Source organism: Tabrizicola sp. (assembly GCF_041911175.1).
GTDB lineage: Bacteria > Pseudomonadota > Alphaproteobacteria > Rhodobacterales > Rhodobacteraceae > Tabrizicola.
The window spans coordinates 31530-50111 of record NZ_JAYRPN010000103.1; the positions used below are offsets into that span (position 1 = coordinate 31530).

Annotated in this window: 18 protein-coding genes; 11 read left to right on the forward strand and 7 right to left on the reverse strand. The window is 66.7% G+C overall.

The features are described 5' to 3' along the window. Positions 1-50: 50 nt before the first annotated feature. Entirely contained in the window at positions 51-833 is a 783-nt protein-coding gene (locus ACE3P6_RS14265; protein ID WP_374396184.1) for an outer membrane protein, read from the reverse strand. A 105-nt stretch (positions 834-938) separates the two neighbouring features. On the opposite strand from ACE3P6_RS14265, the gene ACE3P6_RS14270 reads away from it, so the two are divergent. Beyond that, positions 939-2081: a Ppx/GppA phosphatase family protein gene (locus ACE3P6_RS14270; RefSeq protein ID WP_374396186.1), complete on the forward strand. Its 1143-nt coding sequence runs from the start codon at positions 939-941 to the stop codon at positions 2079-2081. After that, positions 2078-2809 (forward strand): RlmE family RNA methyltransferase, encoded by a 732-nt coding sequence (locus tag ACE3P6_RS14275; protein WP_374396188.1) that lies wholly within the window; start codon positions 2078-2080, stop codon positions 2807-2809. The genes ACE3P6_RS14270 and ACE3P6_RS14275 overlap by 4 nt, the downstream gene beginning before the upstream one ends. Before the next feature lie 128 nt (positions 2810-2937). Here the strand turns inward: ACE3P6_RS14275 and ACE3P6_RS14280 are convergent, their stop codons facing one another. After that, entirely contained in the window at positions 2938-3507 is a 570-nt protein-coding gene (locus ACE3P6_RS14280) for a YcbK family protein (protein WP_374375441.1), read from the reverse strand. 334 nt (positions 3508-3841) lie between these two features. Here ACE3P6_RS14280 and ACE3P6_RS14285 point away from each other — a divergent pair, with 334 nt between their 5' ends. From ACE3P6_RS14285 to ACE3P6_RS14300, 4 genes are read left to right on the forward strand one after another with little or no spacing between them, the layout of a single operon-like run. Then, positions 3842-5461: a murein L,D-transpeptidase gene (locus tag ACE3P6_RS14285; protein ID WP_374396191.1), complete on the forward strand. Its 1620-nt coding sequence runs from the start codon at positions 3842-3844 to the stop codon at positions 5459-5461. 28 nt (positions 5462-5489) lie between these two features. Next, positions 5490-6578 carry a UDP-3-O-(3-hydroxymyristoyl)glucosamine N-acyltransferase gene (locus ACE3P6_RS14290; protein WP_374396193.1) on the forward strand — a complete coding sequence of 363 codons (1089 nt, stop codon included), beginning with the start codon at positions 5490-5492 and terminating at the stop codon, positions 6576-6578. Continuing rightward, on the forward strand, positions 6579-6845 hold the full coding sequence (locus tag ACE3P6_RS14295; RefSeq protein WP_374396194.1) for an acyl carrier protein: 267 nt from the start codon (positions 6579-6581) through the stop codon (positions 6843-6845). After that, positions 6842-8035, forward strand: coding sequence for a beta-ketoacyl synthase (locus tag ACE3P6_RS14300; protein WP_374396196.1), 1194 nt, complete (start codon positions 6842-6844; stop codon positions 8033-8035). The genes ACE3P6_RS14295 and ACE3P6_RS14300 overlap by 4 nt, the downstream gene beginning before the upstream one ends. 63 nt (positions 8036-8098) lie before the next feature. Here the strand turns inward: ACE3P6_RS14300 and ACE3P6_RS14305 are convergent, their stop codons facing one another. Beyond that, positions 8099-8803 carry an invasion associated locus B family protein gene (locus ACE3P6_RS14305; RefSeq protein WP_374396200.1) on the reverse strand — a complete coding sequence of 235 codons (705 nt, stop codon included), beginning with the start codon at positions 8801-8803 and terminating at the stop codon, positions 8099-8101. A 432-nt stretch (positions 8804-9235) separates the two neighbouring features. On the opposite strand from ACE3P6_RS14305, the gene ACE3P6_RS14310 reads away from it, so the two are divergent. From ACE3P6_RS14310 to ACE3P6_RS14320, 3 genes are all read left to right on the forward strand, one after another. Continuing rightward, a complete protein-coding gene (locus tag ACE3P6_RS14310; protein ID WP_374396202.1) occupies positions 9236-10789 on the forward strand; it encodes a helicase HerA-like domain-containing protein in 1554 nt (517 codons plus the stop codon). Positions 10790-10830: 41 nt separating this feature from the next. Beyond that, the gene (locus ACE3P6_RS14315) at positions 10831-11052 is read left to right on the forward strand and encodes an N-(5'-phosphoribosyl)anthranilate isomerase (RefSeq protein ID WP_374396205.1); all 222 of its coding nucleotides are present in this window, start codon (positions 10831-10833) and stop codon (positions 11050-11052) included. A 122-nt stretch (positions 11053-11174) separates the two neighbouring features. Then, on the forward strand, positions 11175-11858 hold the full coding sequence (locus ACE3P6_RS14320; RefSeq protein ID WP_374396207.1) for a D-lyxose/D-mannose family sugar isomerase: 684 nt from the start codon (positions 11175-11177) through the stop codon (positions 11856-11858). 61 nt (positions 11859-11919) lie between these two features. On the opposite strand, the gene ACE3P6_RS14325 is transcribed toward ACE3P6_RS14320, so the two are convergent. The 4 genes from ACE3P6_RS14325 to kynU all read right to left on the reverse strand — a co-directional run bounded on the left by ACE3P6_RS14325 (position 11920) and on the right by kynU (position 16455). After that, complete coding sequence (locus ACE3P6_RS14325; protein WP_374396210.1) at positions 11920-12867, reverse strand: L,D-transpeptidase; 948 nt, start codon at positions 12865-12867, stop codon at positions 11920-11922. A 187-nt stretch (positions 12868-13054) separates the two neighbouring features. Then, positions 13055-13894, reverse strand: a complete 840-nt coding sequence (kynA, locus tag ACE3P6_RS14330; RefSeq protein ID WP_374372750.1) for a tryptophan 2,3-dioxygenase — start codon at positions 13892-13894, stop codon at positions 13055-13057. A gap of 124 nt (positions 13895-14018) precedes the next feature. Beyond that, positions 14019-15242, reverse strand: coding sequence for a glycoside hydrolase family 5 protein (locus tag ACE3P6_RS14335; RefSeq protein WP_374396212.1), 1224 nt, complete (start codon positions 15240-15242; stop codon positions 14019-14021). Between the two features lie 16 nt (positions 15243-15258). Continuing rightward, the gene (kynU, locus tag ACE3P6_RS14340; RefSeq protein ID WP_374396213.1) at positions 15259-16455 is read right to left on the reverse strand and encodes a kynureninase; all 1197 of its coding nucleotides are present in this window, start codon (positions 16453-16455) and stop codon (positions 15259-15261) included. A gap of 183 nt (positions 16456-16638) precedes the next feature. Between kynU and ACE3P6_RS14345 the strand changes: the two genes are divergently transcribed. Beyond that, on the forward strand, positions 16639-17100 hold the full coding sequence (locus ACE3P6_RS14345; protein ID WP_374396216.1) for an isoprenylcysteine carboxylmethyltransferase family protein: 462 nt from the start codon (positions 16639-16641) through the stop codon (positions 17098-17100). Positions 17101-17200: 100 nt separating this feature from the next. Next, the coding region (locus ACE3P6_RS14350) for a Re/Si-specific NAD(P)(+) transhydrogenase subunit alpha (RefSeq protein ID WP_374396219.1) at positions 17201-18582 on the forward strand (1382 nt) is incomplete at its 3' end.

Here is an 18582-nt window from a genome sequence, read left to right on the forward strand (position 1 = left end):
GACCCGGCCCCCTATGGAGGCCGGGTCTTTGCCATGCTCGAATGATCGGTTTACCAGCGGTAGTTCACGCCCAGTTGCATGAGGCCAAAGCTGACATCGGTATAGCACTGCGTCGAGCAGCTGTCCGGCAGTTCCATGCGGCCGAGGTCGGTCTGCAGGTATTCGGCCGAGATCGTGATCTTGCTGCCGACATAGCGTTCGACCCCGAGCCCTGCGGCCCAGCCGGTCAGGTTGTCCTCGCCGTGAATGGTTGTGCCGCCGGCAGTCGTGCCCTGCCCGTGGGCGCGGGCCAGACCGGCCGTGCCGTAGACCAGGGTCTTGCCCAGCGACCAGCCAAGGCGACCGCGCAGGGTGGCGAACTTGTCGACGGTGAATTCGCATCCGCCGCAGCCAAAGCCGCCCCCTGAAACCGGGTTGGCCGAGATGTCGCCGCCGGAAATCGACAGAGTCACACCATAAACCAGGTTGCCACGCTGCCAGTCATAGCCGGCCGAGAGGGTGGGAAGCGTGCCGGAAAAGTCACCAGGGTCAGATTGCACGCCAACGCCGCGCTCGGCCCAAGCGTTGTCTCCGTTCGGGCGGGCTGCAGCAAGGCCGAGATGCAGGCCGCTCCAGTCGGGCGTCACTGCGTCGGCAGCGACAGACGGCTCATCGGCGGCGGCAACAGGTCCGCCAGCCAGCACCGGCTGGACGGCAAGGGTGGCGGCCAGCGAAGCTGCAAGGAGCGTTGTTTTCATCGTCATGTCCAATCGAAGAAAATTTTTCCGAATATTTCCTTGCCGTGACGGCAACGTCAATTTTTCCAAACATCCTTGCCAGAACTTGCCCGACATGTCCGACAATTATGCAACATCGCGAATACGAATTGCGGACCGGCAAAGCTTGTATCGCTGGCAAAAGCCCTTTACCCTGACCTCAACCACAGATGGAGGGCGGTCATGACGCCCGTGCGTCCCCGTAGGGCGGACGCGACAGACGCGCAGGTCGAGACGCCGTCCGGTGTTTCCCGCGTGGATGACCCGTCGGCCCTGCAAGGCCCGGAGACGGCGCCGCTTTATGCGGCGCTGGATCTTGGAACGAACAGTTGCCGGATGCTGATTGCCCAGCCGACGGGCAGTCAGTTCACGATCATCGACAGCTTCTCGAAGACCGTGCAGCTGGGGGCCGGGCTGGAAGCCACCGGCCGGTTGTCGCGCGCGTCGATGGGGCGCACGATCCAGGCGCTGCGCATCTGCGAACGCAAGCTCGACAAGCACGGCGTGCGCCGGATGCGCTTGGTGGCGACCGAGGCCTGCCGCCGGGCGCGCAATGCCAGGGACTTCATCCGCCAGGTGCGGCGTGAGACGGGCCTCGCGCTGGAGATCATCGCGCCGGAGGAAGAGGCGCGGCTGGCGGTGATTTCCTGCGCGCCGCTGGTCAACCCTTCGACCGAGCAGCTCCTGATCGTGGATATCGGCGGGGGCTCGACCGAGCTGGTGTGGATCGACCTCAGCGCCGTCGCCCCGGCGGACCGGCCGCGGGCGATCATGCGGCTGCACATGGGGTTCGACGCGCAGGGCGAGGGGGCGGTGGCGCGGGTGGTGGACTGGATTTCGGTCCCGCTGGGCGTGGCGACGCTGAAGGACCAGTTCATCGACGTGGACGATGACGCCGCGCGCTTTGCCCTGATGAGCTGGTTCTTCGAGGAGAACCTGGCGAGCTTCAGCCCTTACAATTCAGAGAATCCGCGGGCCGGGTTCCAGATCATCGGCACCTCGGGCACGGTGACGACGGTGGCGGCGTCGTTCCTGAACCTCAAGCGCTATGACCGGACCAAGGTGGACGGGTTGCAGATGACCTCCGACCAGATCGACCTGGTGATCCGGGAATACCTGGCGCTGGGGCCGGAGGGGCGGCGGACCGACCCGCGGATCGGGCGCGACCGGCATGCGCTGATCATGTCGGGGGCGGCGATCCTGCAGGCCTTGATGCGGATCTGGCCGACGGACCGCTTGTCGGTGGCGGACCGGGGGCTTAGGGAGGGGCTTCTCTACGCGCAGATGAGCGCGGATGGCGTTTTGGCGGACGGGCCCTACACATGACGGAAAAGCCAACTTCGGGGCGCGGGCAGCGCGAGCTCAGGGTGCGGGTGAAGACCGCCAAGGGGCGGAAGCTCAGCTCGACCCTGTGGCTGGAGCGGCAATTGAACGACCCTTACGTCCAGCGGGCCAAGCGCGAGGGCTATCGCGGGCGGGCGGCCTACAAGATCATCGAGCTGGACGACAAGTATGGCTTCCTGAAGCCGGGGGCGCGGGTGGTCGATCTGGGCTGCGCGCCGGGGGGCTGGTGCCAGGTGGCGGTGGTGCGGGTGAATGCGCTGAGCCAGAACCCGAAGAAGCCGCAGGGCACGGTGCTGGGGATCGACCTGCAAGAGGTGGAGCCGATTGCAGGGGCTGAGTTGCACCAGCTGGATTTCCTGGCCGACGATGCCGACGACAAGGTGAAGGGCTGGCTGGGAGGCCGGGCCGATGTGGTGATGTCGGACATGGCGGCGGCGGCGAGCGGTCACAAGGGAACCGATCACCTGCGGATCGTGGCGCTGGTCGAGGCGGCGCTGGCCTTTGCCTTCGACGTGCTGGAGGACGGCGGGGCCTTCGTGGCCAAAGTGCTGGCGGGCGGGGCCGAGCACGAGATGCAGACCATGCTGAAGAAGAACTTCCGCAAGGTGGCGAATGTGAAGCCTCCCGCCAGCCGGGCCGACAGTTCGGAAAAGTTCGTGGTGGCGATGGGCTATCGTGGGCGGGAAATCGCGGGACCGGTGGAGGAGTAGCGGCTCCTCGTTCGCCTTCGGCTTCTCGTCGCGAGCGAGGAGTGGTCGAAGACCATCGACGAGCGGATTCGGTCAAATGCAAATGAAAAAGGCGCCCGAAGGCGCCCTGTTTCATCGGGAGAGAGGCCTCAGCCGCCCCAGCTGCGGACCGGGCCGCAATCCATGTGCACGAAGTTCGAGCGGGAATATTTGCCGACGCCGCCCGAGGCGCAGGCGGTGGCCGCCTTGGCCATCTGTCCGACCGAGCGCGATTGCAGCCTGAGGTCGGCCGCCTGGCCCTTCATGTGCAGCGAGTTCTTGGCAACGCCCTTGGAGTGCGAGCGCAGCATGGCGTTCGTCTTGGGCGAGCGATAGCCCGAGAGCAGCATGTAGGGTTCGTTCACGTCCATCAGCCGGTGCGCAGCGGCCATGATGTCGAAGTTGCGCGGGTCCATCTTGACGACGTCATCTGTCCGCCAGTCGCGCATGAAGTTGTTGATTTCCTTGACGACTTCCGGGATGTATTCGCCTTCGATCCAGTAGATCGTGTCGATGCTTTCGCCGGTGCGGCCCGAATACATGCGGATCCTGCGGATGTCGCCTGCGCCCTTGAGAAGCCCGAACGCGTTGGTGTAGGTCGGTGCCGCCACCAGAGCCGTCGCCGCGAACACACCAAGAAGTCCGCGCCGCGAGACGCTGTTAAGCTGAAGGTCCGTCATTCTAACGTCTGTCCCCGTGCTGTCTTCGACTGCCGTTTCGCAGCGTTTGTGCAACTTATCCCCAAGTGCAGCCACCTTATTGCACAAGTCGAATCGAAGCCCAAGCGCCGATTGTCCATCCGGCGGACAGCACAACCTGAATCGGCAAATTTTTGCTGAACGCCCCGGAAATGCCGTCGGTGTTGTGCATCTGCATCGGTTTTGGCGACAACTGTTGCCGTCAGGGACACAGTTCATCCCCCGAATCCGCAGATTCCGCTTTGTGAATGGACAGGACTTGCAGACATGCGAAAACATGGCAGGAGAGGTTCAAGGTATTGAGATAGAGGGCCGAATGCTTTTCCCCGTCCTGCACAAGTTGCCCTGCCGCCCGGTGCTTGTGTCCCCATTGCTTGTGTCCCTGTCGCTTGTCCTGGCCCAGCTGGCCCCGGCCGCCCATGCGGAAAGCACGTCCTTCACCCAGTCGCTTGCGGCCAGCGCGTCGTCCGATGCGGCGATTGCCGAATGGTATCGCACGACGGGCTATGACACGCTCTGGACCGGGGCGGAGGATGCGGCGCGGCGCGGGGCGCTGCTGGCGGCGCTGTCGACGGCGCCGGACCACGGGCTGCCGGTGGCGCGCTACGACGTGGCGGCCCTCGAACGCGAGTTGCGTGCCGCCGAGACCGAGGGCGACCGGGGCAGGGCCGAAGTGGCGATGACGCGGGCCTATCTCGCCTGGGCGCATGACCTGACCTCGGGCGCGCTGACCCCGAAAGAAGTGGATGCGGGTATCGTGCGCGAGATCAACGTGATCGACCCGCAGGTCCTGCTGAGCCGGATCGCCAAGGGCGAGCCCGAGGCGGTGCTGGCCTGGCTGGAGCCGAAATCGGTGCAGTATCTGCAACTGATGAAGGCGAAGCTGGGGCTGGAGGCGCAGATCGCGGCGGGCGGCTGGGGCGAGACGGTGCCTGCGGGGTCGGTGCTGCCGGGCGACGTGGGACCGGCGGTCATCGCGCTGCGCGACCGGCTGGTGCGGATGGGGTATCTGGCGCCGACGGCAGTGGCCTCTTACGACCGGAGTTTGCAGGCAGCGGTGACGGCGTTCCAGCTGAACCACGGGCTGACCCCGGACGGCGCGGCGGGCGAGGGCACGGTGGCCGAGATCAACATCGGCCCGGAGGAACGGCTGAAATCGGTGATCGTGGCGATGGAGCGGGAACGCTGGATGCACATCGACCGCGAGGCGAAGCATGTCTGGGTCAACCTGCCGGACTTCCGCGCCAAGATCATCGAGGGCGGCAAGACCATCTTCGAGACGCGGGTGGTGATCGGGAAGAACGTGCCCGACCAGCGCAGCCCCGAATTCTCGGACGAGATGGAGCATATGGTGATCAACCCCTCCTGGGGGGTGCCGCGGTCGATCATCGTGAAGGAATACCTGCCGCTTCTGCAGCAGAACCCCAATGCCGTGGGACATCTGCAGGTGGTCGACGGGCGGGGCCGGGTGGTGTCGCGCGGGTCGGTCAACTTTGCCGCCTACAATGCGCGCAACTTCCCCTTTGCCCTGCGCCAGCCGCCCTCGGACGGGAACGCCTTGGGGAAGGTGAAGTTCATGTTCCCGAACCCCTACAACATCTATCTGCATGATACGCCGTCGAAATCCTTGTTCGACAAGGAAGTGCGGGCCTATAGCCACGGTTGCATCCGGGTGGCCGACCCGTTCGACCTGGCGCATGAGCTTCTGTCCTGGCAGACCGACAATGCGGAAGCCGAATTCGAGGCGGCGCTGAAATCCGGGCGCGAGACGACGGTGAAGCTGAAGCAGTCCTTGCCAGTGCATCTGGTCTATTTCACCGCCTACCCGGATGCGAAGGGGCGGATGACCTATCGCCGCGACGTCTATGGGCGGGATGCGGCGCTCTGGGATGCCTTGCAGTCGGCCGGGGTGGAACTGGCGGGCGTTCAGGGCTAAGTCTTTGGCAGGTACTGCCGGGGGAGCCATGAGCCACAGGATCGGGGATATCGCCAAGGCCCTGGGCGCCGAGGCCGAGGGCGAGCTTGACCTTGTGGTAACGGGCGCGTCGGAGCCGCAGGCGGCGGGGCCGGACCAGTTGGCGCTGGCGATGGACCCGCGTTACGCCGACGGGATCGGCAAGGGCCGGGCGCGGGCGGCGGTGGTCTGGCCAGGGGCGGACTGGCGGGCGATGGGGCTGAAAGCGGCGATCTTCGCGCCGCGCGGGCGACTGGCGATGGCGGGGCTGACGCGGCTGATGGACCCCGGTCCGGCAATCGCACCCGGCGTGCATCCGATGGCGGTGGTGGACGCTTCGGCCAGAATAGGCGAGGGCGCGGCGGTCGGTCCCTTCGTGGTGATCGGGGCCGGGGCGGTGGTCGGGCCGGGCGCGCGGATCGCGTCGCATGCGTCGATTGCCGAGGGCGCGCGGATCGGGGCCGACGCGCTGATCCTGCAGGGCGCGCGGATCGGGGCGCGGGTGACCATCGGCGACCGCTTCATCTGCCAGCCGGGCGCGGTGATCGGGGCGGACGGGTTCAGCTTCGTGACACCCGAGAAATCGGGCGTCGAGGAGATCCGCGAGACGCTGGGGTCACGGGCCGAGATCAGGGATCAGAGCTGGACGCGGATACATTCACTTGGGGCCGTAACCATCGGGGATGACGTGGAAATCGGCGCGAATGTCTGCATTGACCGCGGTACGATCCGCGACACGGTGATCGGGTCGGGCACCAAGCTCGATAACCTCGTCCATATCGGCCACAACGTGCAGGTCGGGCGCGACTGCCTGTTGTGCGGGCAGGTTGGCGTCGCCGGCTCGGCCCGGATCGGCGACCGGGTGGTGCTGGCCGGGCAATGCGGGGTCAACGACAACATCTTCGTCGGGGATGACGTGATCGCGGGCGGGGCCACGAAGATCTTCACCAACGCGCCCGCCGGGCGGGTGCTGCTGGGCTATCCGGCGGTGAAGATGGAAACCCATGTCGAGATGCAGAAGGCGCTGCGCCGCTTGCCGCGTCTGGCGGTGCGGGTCGCGGTGCTGGAGAAGGGCGACGCCGAGGCCGGAGGCGAATAGGTGGAGCGGGCGGAGATCGAGGCGACGGTGATCGCGATCCTGGCGAAACAGCTGTTGCTGCCGCCGGACGAGATCGCTCCGGATGCGCGGATCGACGATCTGGGGCTCGACTCGCTGGGCAAGGTCGAGGCGATCTTCGCCATCGAGGAGCGCTTCGGCATCCATGTCCCGTTCAACGCCAATGCGCCGGATCAGCCGGAGTTCGACTTCACGACCGTGGGCAGCGTCGTCCGGGATGTCGAGGCGCTGATCGCCCGGGGCACATGAGGCGGGTCGTCATCACCGGCATCGGCACGGTGAACGCGCTGGCGCAGGATGTGCCGGGCACGTTCGCAGCCTTCCGCGAGGGGCGCTCGGGCATCAGGCCTTTGACGTTTCGCGATGCGGACCGGCTGAGCATCAGGATCGGCGCGGAAGTGCGGGACTGGCACCCGGAAAAGCGGTTTGCCGCGCAGGAGCTGCCGCTTCTTGACCGGGTCACGCAATATGCGCTGGTCGCCGGGGCCGAGGCGGTGGCGATGGCCGGGCTGCCTTCAGGCCTGGGTCTGCGGGGCGGCGTGATCCTGGGGACAGCGGCGGGCGGTATCCAGACCTGGGAGGAGAGCTACCGCGCGGTCTTTGCCGAGGGCAGGAACCGCGTCTCGCCGCTGGTGGTGCCGCGGCTGATGCACAATGCCCCGGCCTCGCATCTTTCGATCCGGCACGGGCTGACCGGGCCGGTGCTGGCGGTGTCCTCGGCCTGCGCAAGCGCCAATCATGCGATGGGTCTGGCCTTGCAGCAGATCAGGTCGGGCGCAGTGGATGTGATGCTGACCGGCGGGGCCGAGGCGATGCTGTGCTTTGGCGGGGTGAAGGCCTGGGAGGGGCTGCGGGTGCTGGCGCCGGATGCCTGTCGGCCGTTCTCGCTGGGCCGCAAGGGCATGGTGATCGGCGACGGGGCCGGTGTGCTGGTCTTCGAGGCGGAAGATCATGCGAGGGCGCGGGGGGCCGTGGTGCTGGCCGAGGTTGCGGGATTCGGGATGACGGCGGATGCCGGGGACATCGTCGCGCCGAACGTGGCGGGGGCGGTGCAGGCGATGCGGGCGGCGCTGCGCGATGCCGGGATGGAGCCGCGCGATCTGGGCCACATCAACGCGCATGGCACCGGGACGCTGGCGAACGACCGGGCGGAAAGTGCCGCGATTCTGCAGGTTTGCGGGGTGTCGCCGCCGGTGTCCTCGACCAAGGCGATGCATGGTCATGCCATCGGGGCGACCGGGGCGCTGGAGGCGATTGCCTGCGTGCAGGCCCTGCGCGAAGGACTGCTGCCGCCGACTTTGGGCTTCGAGGCCGCCGATCCCGACTGCCCGCTGGACCTTGTGACGGGCGTTGCGCGCGAACAGCGGGTGGATGCGGTGCTGTCGAACGCCTTCGCCTTCGGGGGCCTCAACGCGGTGCTGGCGTTCCGGCGGGCGTGAAAAAGGGCCGACCCCTGACGGATCGGCCCCAAGTTCGGCGGATTGCGCCGGACGCCGTCCTGATCAGGGAGCTGCCGGAGCAGTACCTTCCGCTGCGGCGGGCTTTTCGCCCTTGGCGATCGCCGCGGCATCGGCCTTGTCGTTCGCGGCAACCACGGCATCATAGCCCGCAGTGAAACCCTTGAGCGACAAGGACAGTTCGACCTTTTCGTTCGGTGCGACGAAGGGAACGATGGTGATGACGGCATTGCCGCCGGACTTGAGGGCCGTGACTTCCTCGGCGGTGAAGCCGATCCGGGCGACGCAGCCGATCTTGGTGCAGAAGGTGAAGGGATAGGCCTTCGGCTTGCTGGTATCGATCTGCAGGGTCATGCCGGCTGGCAGCAGGGTCTCAAGCGGGGCGACGAAGGTGGCGCCGGCGACGGCAGGGCCTTCGGAGCCTTTCGGCAGGTTGAACATGGTGAATTCGGCCACCGCGTTGTCGGTCTTGTCCTTCAGGAGAAGATAGAGCTGGCAAGGATCGATGCCGCCTTCGGTGCGGACGCATTTCTGCTCCCAGGCCTCGAAGGTCCCCGCGGTGTAGGTGCTGCCCGGGCCGTCGGCAGGGGCGCTGACTTCCTGGCCCGTGGGATATTCGGCGCCGGTCGCCGCATCGGCGGGTGCCGCCTCTTCGGTCTTCGGGGCTTCCTCGGTCGTCGTCTGCGCCATCAGCGGCGCGGCGGTCAGCGCGAGGATCAGGGCAAGCGCGGTGCTCGTGGTCTTTGCCATCTTCGACATGTCCTTTGGTCGGTCGATTGTGGCTGGGTCTCTAGCATGGGGTTCGCCCCAAGTCAGGTCAGAAAAACGTGTCTGGCAGGCTTCTGCCCGTTGGCTGGCTGCAAATGAAAAAGGGCCGGAAAGACCGGCCCTTTTCGCATCTTGTTTTTGCTCCCTGTCGGACTGGCCGACTTCATGGGTTGGGACGCTACGGTGGAAACTACGGTCCGTCAACGGGTTCTTTTGCGGAACAGGGCAGAAAAAAACCGCGCCTTTTCAATGGCGCGGCCAGTCGACAGGGAGGAAGTCACCGTCGGGCCCGAGAGAGTGGCGGGTCCGACCTCTAAAGTCTGGCACAACGAAGTTAACGATGTATGGTTGGGGCGACGGGTAGCAGGGGACGGGCCGCACGGGCGGCTCAACCCAGGGTTATGAGGGGCGAACGTGACCGAACAGGCGATAGCGGCGGACAGCATTTTCGTGGGCGGCGGCGGCGAGGGCTACGGCGTCCCGCAGCGGCTTCTGCTCAAATACGGCAACCGGCACGGACTGATCGCGGGGGCGACCGGCACCGGCAAGACGGTGACCTTGCAGGTGCTGGCCGAAGGGTTTTCCGCGTCGGGCGTGCCGGTGTTCATGGCGGATGTGAAGGGCGACCTGGCGGGGATCGCGGCCCCGGGCTCGGCGGAGAGCAAGCTGCACGACGCCTTCGTGAAGCGGTCGGCGCAGATCGGATTCGACCTGCAATACCGCGCCTTCCCGGTGATCTTCTGGGACCTCTTCGGCGAGAAGGGCCATCCGGTGCGGGCGACGGTGGCCGAGATGGGGCCGCTTCTCCTGTCGCGGCTGCTGGAACTGTCGGAGCCGCAGGAGGGCGTGCTGAACGTGGCTTTCCGGCTGTCGGACGAAGAGGCACTGCCGCTTCTGGACCTGAAGGACCTGCAGGCGCTGCTGAACTTCGTGGCCGAGAATGCCGAGGCGATTTCGGGCCGCTATGGGTTGGTGTCGAAGGAATCGGTCGGCGCGATCCAGCGGCGGCTTCTGGTGCTGGAGAACGAGGGCGGCGGCGGCCTCTTCGGCGAACCGGCGCTGGACCTGATGGACCTGATGACGGTCGATGCCTCGGGTGCCGGGCGGATCAGCATCCTTGCCGCGGACAAGCTGATGAACTCGCCCCGGCTCTATGCGACCTTCCTGCTGTGGCTGCTGTCGGAACTGTTCGAACTCTTGCCCGAGGTGGGCGATCCGGACAAGCCGAAGCTGGTCTTCTTCTTCGACGAAGCGCATCTCTTGTTCACCGATGCCCCGAAGGCGCTGGTGTCCAAGGTGGAGCAGGTGGCGCGGTTGATCCGGTCGAAGGGGGTGGGGGTCTACTTCATCACCCAGAATCCGGCGGATGTGCCGGATACGATCCTGGGGCAGCTTGGCAACCGGGTGCAGCACGCGCTGCGGGCGTTCACGGCAAAGGACCAGAAGGACCTGGCCAAGGCGGCCGAGACCTACCGACCGAACCCGCGCTTCAAGATCGACGAGGCGATCCGCGATGTGGGGACGGGCGAGGCGGTGACCTCGCTGCTTGAGGCCAAGGGCATTCCCGGCATTGCCGAGCGCACGCTGGTCCGACCGCCTGCCAGCCAGCTGGGGCCGCTCGACCCGGCGGAGCGGGCGGCGGTGATGGCGGGCTCTCCGGTCAAGGGCAAGTACGACCAGCCGCTCGACCGGGAAAGCGCGTTCGAAAAGCTGCGGGCGAAAGCCGATGCGGCGGCGAAGGACGCGGCAGAGCTGGAGGAACGCCAGGCCGAGGAGAAGCGCGAGTTCGAGCGTGCCCGGCGCTATGACGCCGACGGCTACCGCGACGCGGCGCCGAAGCGGTCGAGCGCGGGGCGGTCGGATTCGATCACCACCTCATTCGCGAAGAGCTTTGCGCGGCAGCTGGGAACGAAGTCCGGGCAGGCGCTGGTGCGCGGCATCCTGGGCTCGATCTTCGGCAAGCGGTAACGGGTTCTTAACCAGGGATGCGGCAGCATGGGCTTATGTCCATGCTGCCGCCCCTGAGTCCCGAGCAATTCCTGACCGAGCTTTTCAGCTCGCGCGCGGCGGCGACCGGCGCGGTGATCCGGCGGAATGCGCGCGACATCGAGCGGTTCTACGGATGCGCCGCGTTCATCGAGGAAATGCGGCGACGGGGCTTTGCCGTGGTGGAGAATGCCGGGCAGCTGGTGATCTTCTGCAACCGCGAACCGATCCGCCGTTTGGCCTGACGGTCGGCCTTGCGGCGATTTCCATCCGGAAATCGGTTCGGAAACCTGCGGGTTTCCGGTTCCGGCAAGTGACAGGGCGCGCAAAATACGGTCATCTGTCGCGCGTGAGTCAGGAGGGTTTCATGAAACGGTCACGCATCAACGAGATCATGCGCGCGGCGGACGATCTGATCCGGCACCACGGGTTCGTCCTGCCGCCCTTTGCCAACTGGTCGCCGGACCAGTTCAAGGCGCGGAAGGATGTCCGTTCCATCATCGACGCGCGCTGCGGCTGGGACATCACCGACTATGGCCAAGGCAAGTTCGATGAGTTGGGCCTGTTCCTGTTCACCCTGCGCAACGGGCGGCTGGCCGACCTGCAGCGGGGCGGGGGCATGTGCTATGCCGAGAAGCTGCTGATTTCCCGGCAGGACCAGCTGTCGCCGATGCACACCCATGTGATCAAGGCCGAGGACATCATCAACCGCGGAGGTGCCACGCTGGTGGTGGAGCTGTATGGCAGCGACGACAAGGGCAACTTCGCCTGGGACCGGGGCGGGATGGTGCGCTGCGACGGAATCGACACGCCCTATGGACCGGGAACGAAGCTGAAGCTTCAGCCCGGCGAAAGCGTGACGCTGATGCCGGGCGACTGGCATGCCTTCTGGGGCGAGGGGGGCGATGTGCTGATCGGCGAGGTCTCGACGGTGAACGACGACCTGACCGACAACATCTTCCGCGAGCCGATCGGTCGATTTGCCGAGATCGAGGAGGACGAGGCGCCCTGGCACCTTCTGGTCAGCGACTATGACCGCTGGCTGAAGTGACAGAGCTGAAATGACGAGGGGGGCGCCAACCGGCGCCCCCTTTCGCAGTCCTTGCGCCGGATCAGTTCCCCGGCGGGCAGGCGCCGTTCACCAGCGCGACCGTGCAGGCCGGGGCGGTGGCCGCCGGAGCCGGGGTCGTGGTGGTCGCCGGAGCCGGGGTCGCCGGGGCGACGGCAGGGGCCACGACCGGAGTTCCGGTGGTGATCGAGGGCGGCGGCAGGACCTTCAGCGCGGGCACGGCCCCGACGGGAACCACGACCTCGGCCTTGGGTGTCGCCTTGGCGACAGCCTTCGGCTTGGGCGGGGCCGGGATATGCAACCCCTGCGGCATTTCGCCGGCGGCGGTCAGCACGATGACCTTCTCGCCCCCGGTCACCCGGCTGTAGAGGTCAAGCACGTCCTGGTTGATCATGCGGATGCAACCCGACGAGGCATTGTGCCCGATGGATTGCCATTCCGGCGTGCCGTGGATGCGGTAGCCATAGTCGCGCCCGCCGGATGTCAGGTAGATCGCGCGGGCGCCGAGCGGGTTCGTCGGGCCGCCGGGCTGGCCGACTTCGTCGAACTTGGCCAGTTCGGGGCGGCGGGCGATCATTTCCTTCGGCGGGATCCAGCGGGGCCAGGTCTTCTTCTCGGCCACGATGGCCTCGCCGGACCATTCGAACCCGGCCTTGCCGACCGCGATGCCATAGCGGATCGCCTTGTTCTTGCCGAGGACGTAGTAAAGGAGCTTGGTGCCGGGGTTGATGATGATGGTCCCGGGCGGCTGGTCGGTCTCGTAGGCGACGACCTGGCGGCGGTGGCTTTCGGGGATCTTGTCGACCGGAAGGGCGGGGATCGCGATCCCGGCATCCATCGTCGCGACATAGACGTTCTCGCCGGGCTTCGGCAGGGCCTGGGTCGAGGCGGTGGACGTGGGCCCGGCAGCCGGATCGACGCAGGCGGCCAGGAGGGCGGCGGCGAGGATTGCGGGGCTCAGGCGGAGGAAGCGACGGGAAGTCTGCAGCATAAAATCATCCACACTTTTTCCGACCCGTCGGCAGAATGTCGCAGGTCCGTTGCAGCGCAGGCTAGACGAGCGCAACCGGCAGGTCAAACCACGCGGGGTTTTGAATGCGATCACGGGCCTGTGAAAACGGCTGATTTCCAAGGCATAGTTGCCCGCGCGCCGCAGTTCCGGCGCGCGGGCCCGCCGGTCAGAGCGTCGTGCGCACGGCCCAAAGCTCGGGGAACAGCTCGACGTCCAGCATCCGGCGCAGGTAGGAGATGCCGGAGGTGCCGCCGGTGCCGCGCTTGATGCCGATGATGCGGGCGACCGTCGTCAGGTGGTTGAAGCGCCAGCGGCGGAAGTAGTCCTCGAAATCCACCAGCTTCTCGGCCAGTTCATAGGCCTGCCAATATGCGGTCGGGTCGCGGTAGACGACCTCCCACATCGCCTGGACGCCATCATGCTGGGTCCAGGCCTGGCCCAGGTCGCGGGTGAGCACGTCCTTCGGCACGGGCAGACCGGCGCGGGCGAGGTGGCGCAGCGCTTCGTCATAAAGGCTGGGCCGCGCGAGTTCGGCCTCGAGTTTCGCCATCAGGTCGGGGCGATGCGCATGCGGCTTCAGCATGGCAAGGTTGCGGTTGCCGACGGCGTATTCGATCAGCCGGTACTGCCAGGACTGGAAGCCCGAGGATTGGCCCAGCGTCTCGCGGAAGGTGGTGTATTCCGAGGGCGTCATGGTGCGCAGGACATCCCAGGCGTTGTTCAGCTGCTCGAAGATGCGGGCAACCCGGGCGAGCATCTTGAACGCCTCCTGCGCGCGGTCGGCGGCGATCATCTTCCGCGCGGCGTCGATCTCGTGCAGGGCAAGGCGCATCCAAAGCTCGGAGGTCTGGTGCTGGATGATGAACAGCATCTCGTCATGCGCAGCGCTGAGGGGCGTCTGCGCGCTGAGGATGCGGTCGATGTGCAGGTAGTCGCCATAGGACATCCGGCCATCGAAGGCCATCTGCGCGCCATCTTCGGCGGGATTGTAGGGTTGGGTGGTCATGTCTCTCTCCATCTTGAAAAAGGGTTTCAGGACGAGGGAGCGGCCCGCCTGTTCAGGATCGAGAGATTGCCCATCCGCCGCCAGAGCGCGACCCAGCCGGCGGGGCGGCAGAGGGGCGGGAGCGTCAGTTGCCGCATGGCAGGCCCAGGGCGCGGCAGGTGTCCGGCGAGAGGCGGCGGTCGGGGTCGCCGGGCATCGCAACACCCATGCCGCCATCCCAGCTGAGCACCGCCCAGCCGATGCCGGCCGCCTCGGCCGCCTTGACCTTGTCCGAGAGAAAGGCGTGATACCATTCCATCGGCTGGTTGACGCCGTCGATGGCATGCAGCGCGCCGAACTCGCCCAGCAGCAGATGGCTGCGCGGGATGCCATGCGCATCGGCCCAGGCTGCGGCGGTGGCGATCTCCTCGGTCGTGGCGCTGTCGGGCGTGTCGGCGTAGTCCTGCACCCAGCGTGCGATGAGATCGGCGTCTGCCGTGCCCTCGGCTGCGGCCATGCGGGCGACGGAGGCGGCAGTGGCCTTTGCGATGACTTCGGGTGTCATCAGCGAGGGTGGATAGGGCAGATCGCCAAGATAGCGGAGCGGCGGATCGACCCAGATAGCACCCTGATGGGTGTAGGCGAAGGGCGTGTAGCTGTGGAACGTCCACAGCACATTGTCGTCGGGGATGCGCGCGGGATCGAGCGAGACCAGGGCCTCAGGCTGGCCCCAGCAGGCGCCGGTCAGGATCAGGGTCAGGTCGGGTGCCGCCTTGCGGGCGGCGGCATGCAGCCGGGCCTGCATGTCGGGCCATTTGGGCGGGGCCCCGGCAAAGACGCCCTCGCAGTCGAAGACGGGTTCGTTCAGCAGTTCCAGCGCGACGCGGTCGGCCGGGAGGTCGGACATCCGCGCGGCGATGTGTCCGACCAGGGTGACGTAGGCGGGAAACTGGTCGCCGACGATGCTTTCGGCGCCGCCGATGTCCTCACCGCGCGAGATGGGATGCAGGTCGATGATCACCTTCAACCCGGCGGCAAGCCCCAAGTTGGCGGCGGCCCGCATTCCGTCGATCAGCCGGTCCTGGTCAGGTCCGGGGCCGTAGGCCAGCGCGGGGCCGGGGTCGAGGGGCAGGCGGATGAAGTCGAAGCCTTCCTCGGCAAGGGCCGCGAACATCTGCGGCGTCACGGTGCGACGCCAGTCGGGGAAGACGGCCAGCGCCTCGGGGTCGGCCTGCAGCTCGGCAATCGAGCCCCAGTTGTTCCAGAGGTCGCCATTGACGCCGCGCTGCAGGTGCAGAGGCTCCGCCTCCGCACCGCCGGTCGTACCCGCAAGAGCGGTGGCGAGGGCAAGGATGCGATGGCTGACCATGCGGCTGTCCTTTCGCTCAGGTCACGCGGGCGCGGGCCTTGAACTCGGGCTTGTCCCAGGTGCCGTAGTCCATGATCTTCGCCAGCACGGACACCGCGCGGGCGACGTCGTCTTCGTCGATGTAAAGCGGCGTGAAGCCGAAGCGCAGGATGTCCGGAGCGCGGAAGTCGCCGATCACGCCCTCGGCGATCAGCGCCTGCATGATGGCATAGCCTTCCGGGTGGCGGAAGCTGACCTGGCTGCCCCGCATCAGGTGCGAGCGCGGGGTGGCGAGCTGCAGCATCGGCGCGCGGGACTCGATGCCCTTGATGAACTGGTCCTGCAGCCGCAGCGACTGGGCGTGGACTTCGCGCAGGTCGACCCCGTCCCAGACGTCCAGCGCCGCATCGAGCGCGGCCATCTGCAGGATCGGCGGGGTGCCGACGCGCATCCGCTCGATCCCCTGGCCGGGGCGGTAGCTCAGGTCGAAGGCGAAGGGCGCCTCGTGCCCCAGCCAGCCGGACAGCGCCGGGCGGGCGGTCTCGGCATGCTTCGGGGCGACATAGATGAAGGCCGGGCCGCCGGGGCCGGAGTTCAGGTATTTGTAGGTGCAGCCGACGGCAAAGTCGGCCTTGGTCTTCGTCAGATCCACCGGCAGGGCGCCCGCGCTGTGGGCCAGGTCCCAGACGGTCAGCGCCCCCATCTCATGCGCGCGTCTGGTGATGTCGGCCATGTCATGACGGCGGCCGGTGCGGTAGTCGACCTCGGTGATCATCGTCACGGCGACGGTGTCGTCGATGGCCGACATCACCTCTTCCGGCGCCACGGTCTTCAGCCGGTACTGCCCGCCCAGCGTGCGGCACAGGCCCTCGGCCATGTAGAGGTCGGAGGGGAAGTTGCCGGTGTCGGACAGGATGACCCGGCGCTTGGGGTTCAGCTCCAGCGCCGAGGCAAGCGCCTGGTAGACCTTGATCGAGAGCGTATCGCCAAGCACCACGGTGCCGGGGGCCGCCCCGATCAGCTTGCCGATCCGGTCGCCCATCGCGGCGGGTTGCGCCATCCATCCGGCCTTGTTCCAGCCGCGGATCAGCAGTTCCGCCCATTCGTCCCGCATCACCTTTTCCATGCGCGCGGGCGCGGATCTCACCATCGGGCCAAGCGAGTTGCCGTCGAGGTAGATCACGCCCTCGGGCAGATGGAAGCGGGCTTTGCTGGCGGCGAAATCAATGGGCATGGACAGGTCCTTAGAGGTTTCCCGAGTTATGCCGGGGGCGGCGATAAATTTCAAGCTTGAAATGGTTGTGCCGCGCTGATGTCGCTTCCGCTGGAAAGAGTGCCGCCTGGGGCCGCTCCATCAGCCGAACGGCTTGCAGCCGGGTGACGCAGCGTCTAGAGGGGCCATACAGGAGGCCCCCGGTTGCGTTCCTTGGCTCATGAGATCGACATCCCGCCCGTTTGGTTGGTGCTGCACGTCGGCGCGGCCTGGGTGTTGTCGCTCATCTCACCCCCGATTTTCGGCACTCTCGGGTGCATATTGGGGCCGGGGCTGGTGGTGCTGGGCGCGCTGGTCATGGGCGCAGCAGTGCTGCAGATGGCCCGGGCGCGGACCACGGTGATCCCGCGCCGCGACCCGACGGCGCTGGTGACAGGCGGGGTCTTCGGCCTGTCGCGCAATCCGATCTACCTTGCCGATGCGGTGATCCTGACCGGCGCGATCCTGTGGCTGGACGCGGTGCTTGCGCTGCCGCTGGTTTTCAGCTTCGTCTGGCTGATCCAGACCCGCTTCATCCGCGACGAGGAAGCCCGCCTGACCGAAGCCTTCGGGCCGGAGTTCGACCTCTGGGCGGCGCAGACACGGCGGTGGTTGGGGCGGAAATGACGCTGCGGTGGGCGAAAAAAGTAGGGTTTGAAATATTGTTGCGCAATGCTAGACGCAACGGGACAGATTGTGACTCTTGGGCAGAGGAGCGGGGACCAGGGTGAAGATAGGCGCTTTGACGGAAGTTTTTCCCGGTGAGAACCGGGTGGCGATGACGCCGGATTCGGCCACGCAACTGGCGAAGCTGGGGCATTCCAGCGTGATCCAGTCCGGGGCGGGGGCGAAGGCGGGGTTCTCGGACGCAGCCTATGCGGCGGCGGGGGTCGAGGTGTTGCCGGATGCGGCCTCGGTGATCGCGGCGGCGGATGTGATCGTCAAGGTGCGCGGCCCGGATGCGGCGGAACTGGCGACGCTTGGTGACGGGCAGACGCTGATCTCGTTCTTCTGGCCCGCGCAGAACCCGGAGCTTCTGGAAGCGGCGGCGAAGAAGAACCTGACCATCGTCGCGATGGATATGGTGCCCCGGATCAGCCGGGCGCAGAAGATGGACGCGCTGTCGTCGATGGCCAACATCGCAGGCTACCGCGCGGTGATCGAGGCCGGGTCGAACTTTGGCCGCTTCTTCACGGGCCAGGTGACGGCGGCGGGCAAGGTGCCGCCGGCCAAGGTGCTGGTGGTGGGGGCAGGCGTTGCCGGTCTTGCGGCGGTGGGCACGGCGACATCGCTGGGGGCCATCGTCCACGCCTTCGACGTGCGCCCCGAAGTTGCCGAGCAGATCGAATCGATGGGGGCGAATTTCGTCTTCCTGGATTTTGCCGAACAACAGACCGATGGGGCGGCGACCGGGGGCTATGCGGCCCCGTCCTCGCCCGAGTTCCGCGAGGCGCAACTGAAGAAGTTCCGCGAGCTGGCGCCGGATATGGACATCGTCATCACCACCGCGCTGATCCCCGGTCGTCCCGCGCCGAAGCTCTGGACCGAGGACATGGTCCGGATGATGAAGCCGGGGTCGGTCATCGTCGACCTTGCGGCGGAACGCGGCGGCAACTGCGACCTGACGGTGCCGGACCAGAAGATCGTCACCGACAACGGCGTGACGGTGGTCGGCTACACCGACTTCCCCAGCCGGATGGCGGCGCAGGCATCGACGCTCTATTCGACCAACATCCGCCACATGCTGACCGATCTCACGCCGAAGAAGGATGGCGTCATCGCGCATAACATGGAGGATGACGTGATCCGCGGCGCCACGGCGGCGCATATGGGGGCGGTGACTTTCCCGCCGCCACCGCCGAAGGTCGCCGCGATTGCGGTTCAGAAACCGAAGGAGAAGGCGCGCGAGCTGACGCCCGAGGAACGCCGGGCGCAGGAAGTCGCGGCCTTCAAGGCGCAGACCCGCAGCCAGGTCGGACTGCTGGCCATCGGGGGCGGGCTGATGCTGCTGGCGGGGCTTTATGCTCCGGCGGCCTTCATGAGCCACTTCATCGTCTTCGTGCTGGCGGTCTTCGTCGGCTTCCAGGTGATCTGGAACGTCTCGCATTC